The sequence below is a fragment of the Mycoplasma sp. E35C genome (assembly GCF_019873825.1).
In the GTDB taxonomy this organism is placed as follows: domain Bacteria; phylum Bacillota_I; class Bacilli_A; order Mycoplasmatales; family Mycoplasmoidaceae; genus Mycoplasmoides.
In genome coordinates this window covers 295283-312689 of the sequence record NZ_CP068418.1, presented here as the reverse complement: position 1 = coordinate 312689, position 17407 = coordinate 295283, and the positions used below count along the sequence as shown (strand labels likewise).

The window sequence follows — 17407 nt, the reverse complement described above, 5'->3', positions numbered from 1 at the left end:
GATTTTAAAGATAAATTTATTCTTAAAATTATTAATCATTTTCATTGCTTATTCATTCATCATTAATAAATGCTAAAAGCTTATATTATTAACTAAATAATATAATTGAGATAACAAAAGATATTATATGGATTTCATTACTGAACTTAAAAAACGGAATATTATTAAACAAATATCAAATGAAGAAAAACTAAAACTGGCATTACAAAACCAAAAAGGAGTTTATGTTGGTTTTGATCCAAGCGGTCAATCATTACATTTAGGTAATCTAATTCCAATCATCACATTAAGATATTTTAAAACCTTAGGTTTTAAAACTTATGCCATCCTTGGTGGTGCTACTGGATTGATTGGTGATCCAAGTGGTAAAGCTAATGAACGCCAAATTCAAGCCAAACAAACAATCCTTGAAAATGCTAAAAAAATTAAAGTTCAATTAGAGCGTTTTACAAACGCTAACATTATTAACAACATTGATTTTTATCAATCAATGAATGTTTTAGATTTCTTACGTGATACTGGTAAATTAATTAATATTTCATATTTATTAGATAAAGAATTCATTCGTTCAAGAATTGAAAACGGAATTTCTTATGCAGAATTTTCTTACAACATCATTCAAGGACATGACTTCTTGCATCTTTATGAACAATATGATGTTCAAGTTCAGTGTGGTGGTTCTGATCAATGGGGTAATATCACAACAGGTATTGATTTAATCAAGAAAAAACACGGTGAAGAAAATACCCAATACTTATGTGGTATTACTTTTAATTTATTACTTAATTCGAGTGGTAATAAGTTTGGTAAATCTGAAAAAGGTGCTTTGTATTTAGATAAGTCACTAACCCATCCGTATGAAATCTGGCAATACATTTACAACCAAGATGATGATTTTATTGTTGATTTAATTTATCGTTATGTATTAGATGTTAAGTTAGAAGAATTAGATCAAATCATCAAACAACATCAAGAAAACAAGAAAGCTAGAATTGCCCAAAAATATTTAGCTGATTACTTAATTAAATTCATTCATTCACAAGAAGATTTAGATATTGTTCATAAAATGAACCAAGCACTGTTTGAAAACAAACTTAATGAATTAAGTGATGAACAAAAACTTGTTGTCTTTGCAAACTTTGATAAAGTTGAATTAGATCGTAATAATCAAATTAAAATAATTGATTTATTATTACAAGCAAAAGTTGCTGATTCTAAAAGAATTATCCGTGAATTAATCACTCAAGGATCAATCCAAATTAATGATGTTAAGATTAGTGATTATGAACAAGTTTATCAACCAGCTAATCATGAAAAATTAACTGTTATTAAAAAAGGTAAAAAGAATTACTACATAATTATTTGAAAGAACTAGAATATGCTTAAATCAATGATTTCATCAATTGTGACTAAGTCGTTAAAAAAACGATTATTAGCACAAACTATTAAAGAAGAAGATTTAACCGAAGTATTAAGAGAGATCAGAATTGCACTATTAGATGCTGACGTTAATATCAATGTTGTTAAGACATTTATTAAAGCAATTAAAGAAAAAGCGATTGGCCAATCAATTGATAAATCAACTGATGTCCAAGCTTATTTCTTAAAGATTATTAAAGAAGAATTAGTAAATATTTTAGGTAAGGCCAATCAACCATTAAAGATTGATAAGAAATTATCTAAGATTATGCTTGTTGGGTTACAAGGGGCTGGGAAAACTACTACGGTTGCTAAGATTGCTAAATACTTACAAAAACAACACAATAAAAATAGCTTATTAGTTGGTCTTGATATTTATCGTCCAGCTGCGATTGATCAATTAAATACGTTGGCTGATCAAATCGATATGCCGTTTTATAATGAAGGATTAACTGATCCGATTAAAACAGCAAGAAACTCAATTGATGTTGCCAAACAAAAAAATGCTGATGTGATCATTTATGATACAGCTGGACGATTACAAACTAACGTTGAATTAATGAATGAATTGGTTAATATCCGTAACAACGTTGATCCTGATGAAATCTTATTGGTTGTTGATGGTTTATCTGGTCAAGAGATCATTAATATTGCTACTGAATTTAATGATTATTTAAAACTAAGTGGGATTATTATTACCAAATTAGATAGTGATGCCAGAGCAGGGGCTGCTTTATCATTAACTTCAATACTAAATGTGCCAATTAAGTTTTCAACCAGTGGTGAAAAACTTGAAGCAATCGAACTATTCCACCCAGAAAGAATTGCTGATCGTATTCTTGGGTTTGGTGACGTTATGACTTTGGCTGAAAAAGCAACCGAAGTGATTGATGAAAAAACCACAATGAAAAGTCTTGAAAAGATGCTATCAGGAAGAATGGATCTTGAAGACTTATTACAACAAACTGAATCAATTACCAAACTAGGAGGTTTAGGTTCAATCATTAAAATGCTTCCAGGTATTTCTAATAAAATCAGTGAAGATCGTGTTGAAGAAGCAACTGCTAAAATTCACGTATGAAAAGTTTTAATGTCATCAATGACATTAAAAGAACGCCGAAATCCTAAATTAATAATCAGAGAACCTTCTAGAAAAAACCGTATTATTAAAGGTTCTGGTCGTAAGGTTGAAGAATTAAATAAATTACTAAAAGACTGACAAAATGCATCAAGCAAGATGGAAGAAATGGGGCGCATGTTGAAATCAAACAAAAACCCATTTGGTTCATTCTTTTAATTAATCAAATGTTATTAAAATAACATTTTAATTAATTGATGCTTTATAATTCAATCATTAATCAATAACTAAGGAGTATTATGTTTAATAAGGTATATGAAGCAACGGCTAAAGCAAAAGCTGGGCGTGAAGGTTTAGTGCAAACTACTGATGGCCAATTATCTTTAACATTAGGTTTTCCCAAAGAACTTGGCGGTGCTAATTCAGATCGCAATAACCCTGAACAATTATTTGCAGCAGCTTATGCTAGTTGTTATTCACAAGCAGTGTTTGCAGTAGCTGCTAATTTAGGATTAGATGTTAAAGAAGCTCCAATTGAAGTAACAGTTCAATTACACAAACAAGATGAACCAATGGCTTTTGAATTAAAAGTTGGAATTTCATTAACAATTGATTTAGAAGAAAATAAAGCAAAAGAACTAATGACATTAGCTCACCAAACTTGCCCGTTCTCTAAGTTGGCTAAACCTTCTCAAATCCTTTGATTAAGAGTTAATAATATCGATTTACCTCATTAATTAATTTCTATAAAAAACTTCATTTAACACATCCTATTTAGGATGTGTTTTTTAATGCAATGACAATAAAAAACCTTCAAATTTATCGTAAAATTTGAAGGTTTATAAGTTTTATAGATACTTAGAATAAGGTAAAGATTTGATGTAATCTTTTATGTATTTTTTCCATATCTAAATTAACTTTTTTGTTATCTAATCTTCTTGATATGAATTTTATCTTGATATTTAGTTAAGTCTGATTTATTTGCCAACCACATACTACTAGCAGTGCCAATTGATATTGAAGTTGCTTTTATTAAAGCATCATTAATATCTTTTGTTTGTTTATATAAACAAACAAAACTACTTATTAAACTATCACCAGCACCCACTGTTGATTTGATGTCTTTAATTGGATCAATTGTAATTTGATAAGTATCGTGATTATTTAATACTAAGTATGAGCCATTCTTACCATCAGACACCATGACATTCTTAGCGCCTAATTTAATTAATTGATCGGCTGCATTCAAAATATCATCTTGATTGTTAATAGAACAATCAACCATCCGTGATAATTCATCACGGTTAGGCTTAATTAAATAAGGATGATATTTTAATAGTTCTAAGTTTTTATTCAAATCAACATCTAAAACAAACTCAATGTTGTTGGTTACTAAAACTTTTAACAAACTATCTAATTGATCAAGCTCACATGTTCCCATGACAAAAACTAGATCATCGCTCTTAAAACTTTTAATTAATTCTAAGAATTGATTAAAAGTTGCTTGATCAATCTTAGTTCTTGGTCCATTGATTTCAAAACTGGTTTCATCATTAAAATACTTAACATTAATTCTGGTATTATCTTTGACTTCAAAATTAATTAGCTCTATGGTTTCGTTGTTTAGTAAATCAATAAAGAATTGTTTTGTTTTACCACCAACAAATGAGATGGCCTTATTATCAAACCCAATACGTTTTAAAACAACCGAAGCATTAATTCCCTTGCCACCACAATAAAAGTCATAGTCATTAATTCGATTTAAACCATCTGGTTTAAATTGTTGATTATCTTTAATTACATAATCAATTGATGGTGAAAAAGTTATTGTGTAGATCATAAGATTTTATTAACAGACTTGTTGGTTTTGTTATGCTTAAACATTTTTCAGAATGGTTTGATACTTTGTTTTTTAGTTTTATCATCACCACCTGTTGGTTTGTTGAAGTATTTTGATAATAACCAAATTAATATCATTGAAGCAAACGCACCAATAATAATGCTTAGAATGTATAAACCAACACCAGCACCGATAATTAATGAAGTGTTATCTGTTTGTAATAAGTTTGTTTTTACTAAAGCAAAAACAAACACACCACCATGAGGAGCGGCTAATGTGATTTGAAAAATACCAACCAATAAACCAGTTAGCATTCCACCAATTAAGTTGGCTGGCACCATGATTTTAGGATTTTTAGCAGTAAAAGGAATGGCACCTTCTGAAACAAACGATAGCCCCATAATGTAGTTGGTAAATGCAGCCTGGCGTTCGTCTTTGTCATAAATATTCTTAAAGAATGTTGCAGTTAGTGCGATGCCTAATGGTGGGACCATTCCAGACGCCATACTAGCAGCCATCGCTACTGTTCCGCTGTTTGCATCATTTAGTGTTGCAATTGAAAATAAATAAGCAGCTTTATTAATTGGACCACCTAAGTCAAATGACATCATTAATCCGATTACTAAACCTAATAATGGTAATAGATAATTTCTTTCATTAATTAGATTTAATAACTTGCTAAAGCCTCAATTTAAATAAATTAATGGAATGTTTAAGATTCAGAAAATAACAACAATTAATAATGTTCCAATTAATGGAATGAATAAGATATTCTTAATCCCATTTAATGATTTAGGCATCTTATTAAAGATGTATTTAACTAAAACAATTAAAATAACAGCTGTTAATAATGCACCACCAATGGCACCGAAAAATCCACTTGACACACTACTTGGAGCAAATCAATTAACTACTCCTGTTTCAATATTGATGTCAAAAATGAATTTACCAGATGAAATTAATCCACATATAAATCCTGGTAATAATCCAAACTTACCAACCAATCCATACGCCATATAAGCACATAAGATTGGCACGATTAATCCAAAAGCAATATCACCAAGGGTTTTAAATCATTTAGCACCATCAGTTACTGAACCATAAGATTTATCACCAGCATGATTAATATCGATCAAGAATGCTAATGCAATCATAATGCCACCAAATACAACAAACGGAAGCATGTATGAAACCCCATTCATGATTGCTTTATAAATACGTTTATGAAAACCTTTGAAGCTCATCATATCAGCTGCATCACTGCTTAAAGTCTGTTGAGATGATGAAGCGTTTGGTTTAGTTCCTTCAAGGGTTTTTCCTTTGTTATCTAAGATGGTTTGAATTGTTGATTTTGCATCTTTAATAACGGTTTTGGTTCCTGTCTCAATTACGTTATTTTTACCGCTGAATCTGCTTAAATCAACAACTTTATCAACGGCAATAATTACACCTTTTGCATTATTAATTTCTTCTTGACTTAAGACATTTTTAGGACCTTCAGTTCCTTGGGTTTCAACCTTAATTTTAAGGTTCATTTCCTTGGCTGTTTTTTCTAAAATTTCAGCAGCCATAAATGTATGAGCAATCCCAGTTGGACATGCTGTGATTGCTACAAGATCATAACCAGAATCATTTGATAAACTGTTTGATTTAATATCATTATTTTCTATTTGATTATCAGCTTTTTTCTCATCATCATTAGTTAATAAATTAACTAATTTTTCATAACTATCAACATTCAATAAAGCATCACTGAATTCTTTGTTAATCAGTTTTCTTGATAAATTACCAATAATCTCTAAATGCACATTACCACTTGAATTTTCATCTAGAGCAATAAAGAAAATTACTTCAACATTTCGGTTATCTAAGGATTGTCAATCCATACTATTAACCTTAGCCACCAAAATCACAGGTTGTTTCATTACACCATTTCTAATATGGGGTAAGGCAATCTTATTACCAATTCCTGTTGAAAACTGATTTTCACGTTCAATTGCTTTTTCATAAACAAGATTAGCATCACTTGCATAATTATGCTTAACTAAATATTCACCAAAATATTTTAGCGCTTCTTGCTTATTGTTAAAACTCAGATTGTTTAAGAATAAATCTGGTTTTAAAAAACTTTTAATATCCATAAAAATTTATCTTTCAATTATTATTTTAACAATTAACTTAGTCTTAAAAAGACTAAACTTATATAATTTATTAAGCAGACTAATCAAATAATTATGTTTAAAAACTATCCATTAACTGAAAATAAATTGCAACAAATTATTAAAGACATTAAAAACCTTTGTGCAATTCCTTCTGTTTCATTTAAATCAAATGATAAGAAATTACCATACGGCAAGCATTTAGATGATGCTTTAAATTATGTTTTAGATTTAGCTAAATCTTTTGGTTTTAGAACAACAAAAGATGTTAATAATCGCTATGGTTTTTGTGAAATTGGCACTGGTAAAAAAATCTTTGGAATCATGGCACATTTAGATGTTGTTTCAGAAGGAATGGTTGAACAATGAAACACATCAGCATTTGAACCGATTGTTAAAGATGATTGCGTGATTGCCAGAGGAACACTTGATGATAAAGGTCCTGCAATCATCAACTTGCATGTCATGAAATACTTACACGATCATAATTTGATTGATGAAAATTGAACAATCCGTATGATCTTTGGTTTAAGTGAAGAAACTGATATGGAAAGTATGAAGTATTATATGGCTGATCATGGTGAGTTTGATTTTGGTTTTACTCCTGATGGACAATGACCAGTAATTAGCACTGAAAAATTAATCTATGATTTTGCTTTAAATTTTAAATCCCAAAATAATTTAGTTATCAACGGTGGAAGCGTGATAAATCAGATTGCTGATTATTGTAAAATTAGCACCAAAGATAATCAAAAATATTTTGATTATCAAGATAATCATGATAAAAAAATGCTTAATGATGGCGTTGAATATATTGGTGTTGCTAGCCATGGTTCTCAACCAAACAAGGGAGTTAATGCGATCATTAATGCACTAAAAACTTATGGAGAAGTATTTGATGATAATAAAGATTTAATCAAATACATTAATGATAATTATTTTGATAATCAATACGCTTTAAATACTGCTTTAAAGGGCTTTAGTGACTTCTCTGGTGAAGTTACGGCCAACCTTGGTGTAATCAGCACTAACAACAACATTATTAAAGTTAGCACCAATCTAAGAGTGCCTGTAACTTATAGTGTTGATGATGTTAAAAAACACATTGAACAATATTTAGTTGATCACAAGATTGATGCTAGCTTTGAATTGCTTGATACAAAACCTGCTAAAAATTTCGATCTAAATTCACCATTATTAAAACTAATGTTAGATTGTTATGCTTTTAGTAGTAAAGAAAAAGATCCACAACCAAAAATTATTGGTGGTGGAACTTATGCAAAACTAGTAACTAATTGTGTGGCATACGGTCCTGCTAAGGATTCTGTATTAATGCACGCACCAAACGAACGCATCAGTTTTGATGAAATTAAAATTTGTTATGAAGTTTATATTAATGCAATCATTAATTTAATGAAAGCAATTAATAACAACTAAAGCACATATTCATTCAAGACTTCATAGGCTTGATTGATCTTTTTAAACATCGCTTCAGCACCCGGTTCTTTATTAAGATCTGGGTGATATTTTTTTGCTAACTTACGATAAGCTGATTTGATTGCTTCTGGACTATCACTGCGTGATACACCAAGTGCTTCGTATGCTTCATCAATTTCATTTTGATTAGAATCATCACCACCAAAATTAACATTGTCCCAATCAACGTTTTCAAAATCAAAGCCAAAGTCAAAGCTATAATTTGTGGTGTTATTTTCCATAGCTTGACGGTATCATTCAGCTTCTTCTTTCTGACGTCGTTTTTGTTCTTCTTTTTGACGTTTCTTTTCTTCTTTAGCTTTCTTTTTAGCAGCTTTTTTATCAGCTGCATTTCTTATGAAATTCTCAATGTCATATTCAGCTGTTTTTTCAGCTTCTTTGGGATCAATGACACTGTCTGAAAACAAACGTTCTCTACCATCAGTAAATGTATAAACGTGACTATCATCACCAGCATTAGGATCATATGAAAAATGCATATCTTGGTATTGATGGTCGGTAAATAATGGACCTTCATAACCATTTTCTTGGTAATGTTGGGTATAAGCACTGTTATAAAATGCTTCAGCACGTTGTTGATAATACTCTTCTTCTTGGTTATTATCTTGATAGTTATATTGTTCTTGCTGATAATTATATTGATCTTGGTTTATATTTTGATCATAGTTTTGATCATAGTTAGCATAAAATTGATTCTTAATCTCATTGATTGCTTCATGATCATGAAGATAAATCTCTTTGGTATTAGATAAATTAATATCTTTTATTGCATTTTGATAATACTCAGATAATTCAATCGTTTGAGCTGATAAATAAACTGATGTTTCTGATGCTTGATTAGATTGTTCATAATCATCAAAATAAGGAATTACTGATGTTAAATCAACTTCTTGAGTATTCTTGTTTGGCATGATCAACGAGATTTTTATGTAGTTATCTTATGTTCTTATCTTAACACTATGAAAAGTTATTTTTGCTTAATTAGTTCAAGTTAATAAAGATTGGTTATATTAATCATTAATTGATTAATTTCTTAATTAAAATATTTTCATCTAAACCTTCGTATAAGATTTGATAAATTGTAATTAATAGTTTTAAATTTAAATTATTAGTTTTAATAATTTCATACATTGTTTTGGCTGCAACATAACCTTCAACGGTATTATTGTTTTTTAATAAAGCATTTTTAGTTCCATATTTAGCCACCAAATTACCAAAGCTAAAGTTACGTGATTGGTTATTAGTGCATGTCAAAATAAAATCACCAATTCCACTTAATTGACATACAGCTTTAGGATCGTATTTTTGTTTGGCAATTGCTTGATATAAAAGATCCATTTCATTAAAAATCTTCGTAATAAATGCACATCTTGTGTTCGCTGATTGGGTTTGTTCAAAGATGATTCCAGTCCCGATTGCACAAACGTTTTTAATTGCAGCAAATAATTCTGCTGCTAGTTCATTATTATATGCAACTAATTCAAAGGTGTCGTTGTTAAATAATTGACAAATCTTATTGCATGCTTGTTCATTATCTGACACTGCATTAATAACAGTTGGATGGTTATTAAATACTTCGTTAGCAAACGAAGGTCCTAATAATGAAGTTAATGTCAAGATGTTTTTAGAAAACATCTTTTTTAAAACATCAGATCAGAATTGCTTACTATTAGCATCCATCCCTTTGGCAACATTAATTAAATTAACCTTACGATCATTTAATGCATCTGATAACTTAGATAACACATCATTAAAAAACTTTGAAGGAATGGCTAATAAAATATAATCACAACCATCAACAACTTCTTTTAAGTTATTACTAACTAAATCAGGGGTTTTATGTAATTTTTTATGACCAAAATATTTGGTATTGTAACCGCTATTTAAATCATTAATTTCATCTTGATCAATTCCCCACATATTAACAATGTTGTTGTTTTTTAACAACACATTAGCAAGAGCAGTGCCTCACGCTCCTGTCCCTAGAATTGCTATCTTAGTTTTCATATCAGGCGTTTTATATTTCTATATACTAACATTAAGAAAGATTATTTTATTAATAATTTAGATTTATCAAAATGATATTGGTTAATCAGATTTAGGTTAATAAAATAACAATAAAAAAAGCTAATATCATTAATAAATTAATTGATATTAACTTTGAGGTTGATATAAAAAAATTGTTTAAAAACTAAGATGTTTTAGTTATTAAAATATTATTGTTTATCAAGTTTTTGGATTTCTGCTCGTAGTTTTGTTATGAACTTATCATTTGTTTGTGCAGTTCCAAATAAGTTTCTTGTTAATGTAAATAACGAACTAGTAAAGTGATTATTGATTCTTAAAGACTTCTTATCGTCAAATAAGAAGGCAATTGAATTTTTGTTTGGATCTTTATTTAGTTCTTCTTTGAAATCTAAATAATCTTTTAATGAAGCAGCTGCTGCTTTATCAATATAAATTGTTGATCAATCAGGATCGTTAATTTTAGAATACTTATCATCTGATTTTATGATTGCATCAACTCGCTTTTGTTTTTGTTCTATCTGCTTAGTTAAAGTATCATAAGTTTGTTTTGATAATGCAGCTTTGGTAGTAAAGTTATATCCAGATATTTGACTAAAGATTTCATAAATATAACGACCCTTTCATGGGCTGTTTGCTGATTTAATTTTGGTTTCACCACTAAACAATCATTCTAAGAATTTAATTGTTTGTTTTTCTTTATGTGGAGCTGATTTAATCGGAATTAAACCAGCACTACCAACTAAGAAGGTGTTTAGTTCTTTATCGTTCTTATTAAATCTGGTTAATTGGTTTTTTCATACAACATCATCAGCTGATGGCATTTGTTCTCCTGCTTTTTTAAGATCTTCTATGCTTGCACCTTTTTTAGGATCATTAGGATCTTTAATATCTTTTAGTGTTCCTGGTGAAAGTATTGATTGACTTCAACCAACGTGAGGTCCAATTCCAAAAGCAGTATCAAATGTTCTAATGTCACTAAAAGTTCAATCAGCAGCAGTCCCTAGTGCTAGATAATAAGAATATAAATTTGGTCTAATTGTTTCAGTTGGTTTATATTCTTTTTTTGATAATGGTAGTGAAGTTAAATTATTTTTGAAGAAATTATAAAAATCACCGATTTTTTTAATTGTTTCTTCTTGTTTTAAATTAGTAAAATCCAAAAACATTTGGTTTTGATCATTATACTTATGAGTTCATAACCAGCTTTGTTCGTTGTTACCTAATTTAGATCATAAATATTTGCGAATCGTATAAGCAAATGAATCGGTCGTAAAGATCTTTATACTTCTTGTTGGTTCTGGAGAACTAATTTCTTCTTTTAATTTTAATCCTTGTGCGATTTGATTAGAAAACTCAATAATTGATTCAAAATCACCAAAAGTATCATCATTCACAACTAAATTCTTAAAGACTTCACGATTTTTAACTTCAAGATCATTTCATCGTTTAGTTTTAGGAATCTTAGTTAAGAAATCATCTTGTTTTAATTCTTGATAAATCTTAGAATGTTCATCAACCATTCCACCACCATCTTTAACGAATTTAAATATTAAATTCATTAATGGTTTGTTATAAACTAAGCTATCAAATGTAGTAATACTAAATGGCAAACCATAAATATCATTACTATCTTTTTTAGCATTATTTAGCGTATTGTAATAATCAAAAATTGATTCTTCAAAGTTTTGTCTCTTAAGGATTTTGCTCTTATTTAAATTCAAACCATAACCAACATCATTGATCGCATTAACTGAATTTAAACTACCCAAAATAAGGTTGGGAATCTTATCATCTTCTTTTTTAATTAAATCAACGGTATTTCTTGTTAATGAAACCTCAGATCGTGCTTTGGTTATTTCTCTGTTTTGTAGCACAACATCTAAGTGTTCTTGATCATCTTCAAACTCTTGATTATATAGATCAACTAATACTTTTAATGCTCTTATTTGTGGATATGAATCACCCTGTGCTGTTTGAAAAATGATCTTTTCATTTGATCTAATTCTAGGTCTAGGTTTGTTAATATTTTCATCACCTGGATTAGTTATTATTGGATCAGTTTGTTTATTTGTTTCATCATCAGGATTTGGTTTTTGTGGTCCATCTAATTCCCTTGTGCTTGGTGTGGGTGTGCATGATGAAATAACTAATGCTGATAACCCTAATCCTGTTATCGAACTAATAAACGCTTTCTTAAGTCTAATCCTCATTTTAATTAATTACCTTGTTTTTGATTTATTTTTATTTTTTAATTTCTTATTTAAAAAATTCATCAAAACAAATAATCAATATTCTTATTATTTTTAAATCAACACCTTTTTTATGATTTATAAATTAATGCGATAATTTCAGTTAAAAAACGATATATATTGTTTAATTAAATAATTAAACTAAGAGATGTAAAAATAGGGTTATTTATTTTAGATGTTGTGGTTTTAAACAAAATAAAAATGCGTCATTAGACGCATTTATTAATAAAAACACCAATATTTATTATTTAATCATTCATACCGTTCATGCGGTTCATGAAGATGATCTGGTTATCAACAGCTTTTTTGGTAATATAAGTTGCATAAAACCCAGAGAAGAAAGTTAATATCGTAATAATCCACATGATATTAACTTTTTTGAATTCTTTATTCTTAGAACTAAAGTCTCATGAGATATACATATTTAAGAATCCTAAGAATAATAGTGCTAATGCTAAGATGCCAATAATCGGGAATCAAATTAGTGCAAAAATTGGATAATACGTTGATACCCCAGGGCGTGATTGCATTAAGATCATGATTACTGATACCGCAATAAACACAAGCATGAAATAACTTAAAACTGAATGAATTTTTGAGGTTTTTTTAATAATTTGTAATGGATTAGTTTGAAGTTTTTCAAACAACGCATCAGGGTTTTTAGTAGGTTTGGTTGTTTGTTGTTCAGCTTGATTTTGGGTTTGGTGTTTGGTTTCTTTTTCAACCTTAGTTTTAGTTGATTTAAATTCAACATTGTTGAATGGATTGCTTTGTTTTTTAGTTTGCTTAACATCAGGTTGTCGTGATAATCAAACTTCAAAACTCATCACAGCTGGTGATGTTTGTTTTAAATAAAGATTATATTTAAGTCGTTTATTAGGATCACTTAAAACTTCATAAGCTGTTTTAATCCTTCGGCTCATTTCTACTGAATGAGCATCCTTAGCATACAATCCACCTGCATCATATTGCAGCTTCATCATCTTATACTGGATTGTGATTTTTTCACGACTATCAGTTTCAGATACCCTTAGAATTTGGTAATAGTTCTCGTTTTTATTAGCCCTTGGTGGTGGAGGTGTGGCTTGTGCTGCTTGTTGTTGTTTTCTTTGTTTTAGTCTACGATCAAAATCAAAACGACCAGCATCATTACCTAAAATCGTATAAGCACGGTTGATTTCTTTAAATTTAGCTTCAGCATCAGGAGATTTATTAACATCGGGGTGATATTCACGAGCTAACTTACGAAACGCCCTTTTGATTTGCTCTTTAGTGGCGTTTTCTTCAACTCCTAATACTTCATAATAATTTGGCTCTGAAAATGGTCTCATAGACTATTATGTTTTATTCTTACTATTATAAAATAATTAACCAATCTGATGTTGATGATTTAACTAAGCAATCTTTATATCAATCAACCACTAATTTTATCTTGGTTAGATTATTTTTATTAAGTAAGACTAATAAAAATAATTGATTAAAATATCAAGAATTAATTAACCAACACTACCTTCCATATCCATGGTAATTAAACGATTTAATTCAATGGCATATTCCATGGGTAATTCTTTGGTAAATGGTTCAATAAAACCTAGAACAATTAGATTTTCAGCCACTTCTTTACTAATCCCTTTTGACATCATATAAAACAATTGTTCTTCACTAATATTTGAAACTTTTGCTTCATGTTCTAATGAAGAATATTTGTTTTTAATGATCTCAGTTGGTAATGTATCAGTTCTTGATATATTATCCATTAATAAAGTGTCACATTCTACCTTCGAACTTGAATGGTGTGCGTCTTTTTCAATTTTAACTAAACCACGATAGCAAGTATCACCACCATTGAATGATACTGATTTAGAAACAATTCTAGATTTAGTATATGGAGCTAGATGGATCATTTTAGCACCAGCGTCTTGAATAATTCCTTTATTAGCCACAGCAATCGAAATACAATCACTACTAGCATACTTACCAGCTAAAATTGATGAAGGATATTTCATATTAATCCGAGCACCAATATTGCCATCAATTCATGACATTTTAGCATTTTCATAAACAATTGAACGTTTGGTAACTAAATTTAAAACATTATCAGATCAGTTTTGAATCGTTGTATATCGTCCAACTGCATTTTTATGTAAAAACACTTCAACAACAGCACAATGTAAGTTATCTTCTGAATAAACAGGAGCAGTGCAACCTTCAACATAATGACATTTTGCGCCTTCTTCTAAGATAATGATCGTGCGTTCAAATTGACCAACATTACGACCGTTAATTCTGAAATAAGCTTGTAGTGGTTTTTTAATTTCAACACCTTTTGGAACATAAACAAATGAACCACCTGATCAGAATGCTGTATTTAGGGCTGCAAACTTATTGTCATTACTCGGAACAATTGAACCAAAATATTTTTTTACTAAATCTGGGTATTGTTTAACCGCAGTATCTGTATCAGTAAAAATCACTCCGTATTCTTCTAATTCTTTTGAAATATTGTTATATACAGCTTGTGAATCATACTGTGTTGATACCCCGTTTAAGAATTTAGCTTCTGCTTCCATGATGCCTAATTTCTTAAATGTATTCTTAATTTTTTTAGGAACATCATCCCAGTTAGTTTGTGGGGTTTCAATTGCTTTTGAATACATGATTGCTTTATCATAATCAATGAACGACAAATCAGGACCAAAATTAGGATTATCCATCTTAATAAATTGATCAAAAGCTTTTAAGCGAATGTCTAGCATTCATTTTGGTTCATTCTTTAATCTTGATATTTCTTTAACAATTTCTCTTGAAATCCCTTTGTGGGTTTCAAAAATTGCTGTATCTTTATCATGAAAACCGTATTGGTATTTTTTATTTAAGATCTTTTTAGATATGCCCATAGTTTATTCCTTTGATAAATAATCATTTAATGCTTTAGCATTAATTGTTGCGCAAATAATGCGGTTAGATTGCATATTAACTGATGAAAAAATTTCGAATTCTTCAGCCAATAAATCACTTTTTTTATTATGAAAAATAAATTCTAAATAAGCATTTAAAATCTTTTTAACTTGGTTAATTTCTTGATTAATTAAATACTTAGATAAACAATCAAATGTGGTTTGTGAAATAATACACCCACTGCCTGAAAATTTTAAGTCAATTAATCGGTTATTTTCAATCAATAAATAAATATTAAATTGATCAGTGCAACTATCTGATTGTGTTTTAATAACCTCATATTTTGCGTTATTTAGTGGTTGTTTTAAATAATTAATCGGGTTTTGATAATAATCAATAATGATCTGTCTTCTGATCAATGCGTTAGAATAATCCATCTAAAATATCCTTTAATTCGAACTGTTGAATAACATCAAAAAAATAATCAATTTCTTCAAAAGTGTTATAGGCTGATAATGACACTCTGACATAGCCATCTTGTTGATATTGTTTTAATAAATGAACGCAAGAAACTCCTGCTCTGGTAATGATTTTTTTTGAAGATAAATATGAAGCTAAATCTTGGGAATGAATACCTTTAATTTGAACTAAAAAAATTGGGTATGTTGCTTGTTTATTGATTAATATCAACTTATCTTGGTTTTTGATTTTAGATTTAAAATAATTAACTAATTGTTGTTCATAATCCTTAAAACCCTGATCATAAAGTTGATTAATAAAATCTAACGTTTTAGATCAAGCATAGATGCTTGATACATTGTTCGTGCCAGCTTCGTATTTAAGTGGGTTGTTTTTAAAACTTATTGTTTTGTTATTCAAATCAAAATCATAATACATATCACCACCATATTTGAGTGGTTTTAATGTTTGTTGTAATGATTTTTTTATGTAGCCAATTCCTAAACCTGTCGGTCCAAAAATCTTATGAGCTGAAAAACATAAACCATCAATGTCAGGCGTGATTATTATCTTATTATGAGCAACATATTGCGTAGCATCAATAAATACCAAACAATGAGGATTAATTGCTTTAATTAAGTTAGCATATTTTAAATAATCAACATGATAACCAAAAATGTTTGATAATGCTGAAAAAGCAACAACCTTTGTTTTTTGGTTAATTTTAGTTTTTAATTCATCTAATGATTTAATTAAAACCAATTTTAGATTATTACGGTTAGCTAATTCAACCCAATTAATTAGATTACTAGCATGCTCTAATTCGTTGATAATAATTTCATCATTTGGTTTTAAATAATCAATTAATCCAAAAGCAAATAAGTTTAATATTTCAGTAGCTGAACTGTTGAAAATAATTTCATCAGCATTAACACCTAGATAGTTTGCTGTTTTTGTTCTGGTTTGATCAATAAAATTATTTAATTGATTAGATAATTTTGTATCAGTATTATGAGGATTTAACGATCAATTATTGTAATATTCACTAATCGTATTGATTACAGCATCTGGTTTTAATGATGTTGCTGCATTATCAAAATAAATCCAATCTTTATTGTTTTTAAACCAATTAAACTGTTGCCTAATTAACTGAACTTTCATAATTTACTTTTAAGAATAAATCTTCAACTTGTTTGATGATTTGTTCTTGTTTCTTTTTATCATCAATGATGCTAATTGTTTTAATAAAGTATCCCATCAAAATTAATTTAATTGCTTCGGCTTTTGGAACACCCTTAGACATCAAATAAAATAAGTGGTTTTGGTTTAATCTGCCAACAGCCATAGCATGTTTAGCTTTAACATTATTATCATCAATGATTAATTGCGGTTCACCCTTAACTGATGCGTTGTCACTTAATAAAACACCTCTGATCTCTTGGATTGTATCATTGTGATATGTGTTGTTTTTAATAACGCTAGTAATTGTTGATGAAACATCAGAATAATCTGTTGCCACAACATAGTTTTGATAAACACTTTTAGCACTATTAGATAAGTGATTTAGTTTAATGTCATATTTCTTCTTATTTTTATTAATTCCAAATGTAGAAATGATCACTTTTGCCGAAGAATTTTCATTTAAATCAACATTGATCTTTAAATTTGAATCGTTATCATTAATATCTAAAAAATGGATAAAGCTATCAACATTATCTTCAATTTTATAGTTAAATTTTGACTTTTTAGAATCAACTAAAACAAATATTTTTTTATTCAT

At 28.9% G+C, this 17407-nt stretch carries 13 protein-coding genes and 1 pseudogene; 4 read left to right on the top strand and 10 right to left on the bottom strand.

All coding sequences use genetic code 4. From position 1 onward, the window contains the following. Positions 1–127: 127 nt before the first annotated feature. The 3 genes from tyrS (at position 128) to JJE79_RS01345 (ending at position 3234) form a co-directional block, all read left to right on the top strand. A complete protein-coding gene (gene tyrS, locus JJE79_RS01355) occupies positions 128–1375 on the top strand; it encodes a tyrosine--tRNA ligase (protein WP_222926694.1) in 1248 nt (415 codons plus the stop codon). 3 nt (positions 1376–1378) lie between these two features. Further along, on the top strand, positions 1379–2716 hold the full coding sequence (ffh, locus tag JJE79_RS01350) for a signal recognition particle protein (protein WP_222926693.1): 1338 nt from the start codon (positions 1379–1381) through the stop codon (positions 2714–2716). An 80-nt stretch (positions 2717–2796) separates the two neighbouring features. Beyond that, complete coding sequence (locus JJE79_RS01345) at positions 2797–3234, top strand: Ohr family peroxiredoxin (protein WP_222926692.1); 438 nt, start codon at positions 2797–2799, stop codon at positions 3232–3234. A 188-nt stretch (positions 3235–3422) separates the two neighbouring features. On the opposite strand, the gene JJE79_RS01340 is transcribed toward JJE79_RS01345, so the two are convergent. Then, positions 3423–4337 carry a 1-phosphofructokinase family hexose kinase gene (locus tag JJE79_RS01340; protein ID WP_222926691.1) on the bottom strand — a complete coding sequence of 305 codons (915 nt, stop codon included), beginning with the start codon at positions 4335–4337 and terminating at the stop codon, positions 3423–3425. After that, positions 4322–6478: a fructose-specific PTS transporter subunit EIIC gene (locus JJE79_RS01335; protein WP_222926690.1), complete on the bottom strand. Its 2157-nt coding sequence runs from the start codon at positions 6476–6478 to the stop codon at positions 4322–4324. The genes JJE79_RS01340 and JJE79_RS01335 overlap by 16 nt, the downstream gene beginning before the upstream one ends. Positions 6479–6571: 93 nt before the next feature. Here JJE79_RS01335 and JJE79_RS01330 point away from each other — a divergent pair, with 93 nt between their 5' ends. After that, positions 6572–7933 (top strand): Sapep family Mn(2+)-dependent dipeptidase, encoded by a 1362-nt coding sequence (locus JJE79_RS01330; RefSeq protein ID WP_222926689.1) that lies wholly within the window; start codon positions 6572–6574, stop codon positions 7931–7933. A gap of 8 nt (positions 7934–7941) precedes the next feature. On the opposite strand, the pseudogene JJE79_RS03820 reads toward JJE79_RS01330, so the two are convergent. The 8 genes and pseudogenes from JJE79_RS03820 to JJE79_RS01290 form a co-directional block, all read right to left on the bottom strand. Beyond that, a pseudogene (locus tag JJE79_RS03820) lies at positions 7942–8109 on the bottom strand (DnaJ domain-containing protein); the annotation flags it as partial. Positions 8110–9010: 901 nt separating this feature from the next. Continuing rightward, positions 9011–10000 (bottom strand): NAD(P)H-dependent glycerol-3-phosphate dehydrogenase, encoded by a 990-nt coding sequence (locus JJE79_RS01320; protein ID WP_222926688.1) that lies wholly within the window; start codon positions 9998–10000, stop codon positions 9011–9013. Between the two features lie 209 nt (positions 10001–10209). Next, positions 10210–12231 (bottom strand): P68 family surface lipoprotein, encoded by a 2022-nt coding sequence (locus tag JJE79_RS01315; RefSeq protein ID WP_222926687.1) that lies wholly within the window; start codon positions 12229–12231, stop codon positions 10210–10212. A gap of 287 nt (positions 12232–12518) precedes the next feature. Continuing rightward, positions 12519–13601 (bottom strand): DnaJ domain-containing protein, encoded by a 1083-nt coding sequence (locus JJE79_RS01310; protein WP_222926686.1) that lies wholly within the window; start codon positions 13599–13601, stop codon positions 12519–12521. A gap of 165 nt (positions 13602–13766) precedes the next feature. After that, positions 13767–15167, bottom strand: coding sequence for a Fe-S cluster assembly protein SufB (gene sufB / locus JJE79_RS01305; protein ID WP_222926685.1), 1401 nt, complete (start codon positions 15165–15167; stop codon positions 13767–13769). Between the two features lie 3 nt (positions 15168–15170). Then, positions 15171–15605, bottom strand: coding sequence for an iron-sulfur cluster assembly scaffold protein (locus JJE79_RS01300; RefSeq protein WP_222926684.1), 435 nt, complete (start codon positions 15603–15605; stop codon positions 15171–15173). Then, positions 15592–16788 (bottom strand): aminotransferase class V-fold PLP-dependent enzyme, encoded by a 1197-nt coding sequence (locus JJE79_RS01295; protein ID WP_222926683.1) that lies wholly within the window; start codon positions 16786–16788, stop codon positions 15592–15594. The genes JJE79_RS01300 and JJE79_RS01295 overlap by 14 nt, the downstream gene beginning before the upstream one ends. Then, a complete protein-coding gene (locus tag JJE79_RS01290) occupies positions 16769–17407 on the bottom strand; it encodes a SufD family Fe-S cluster assembly protein (protein WP_222926682.1) in 639 nt (212 codons plus the stop codon). Before JJE79_RS01290 ends, JJE79_RS01295 begins: the two co-directional genes overlap by 20 nt.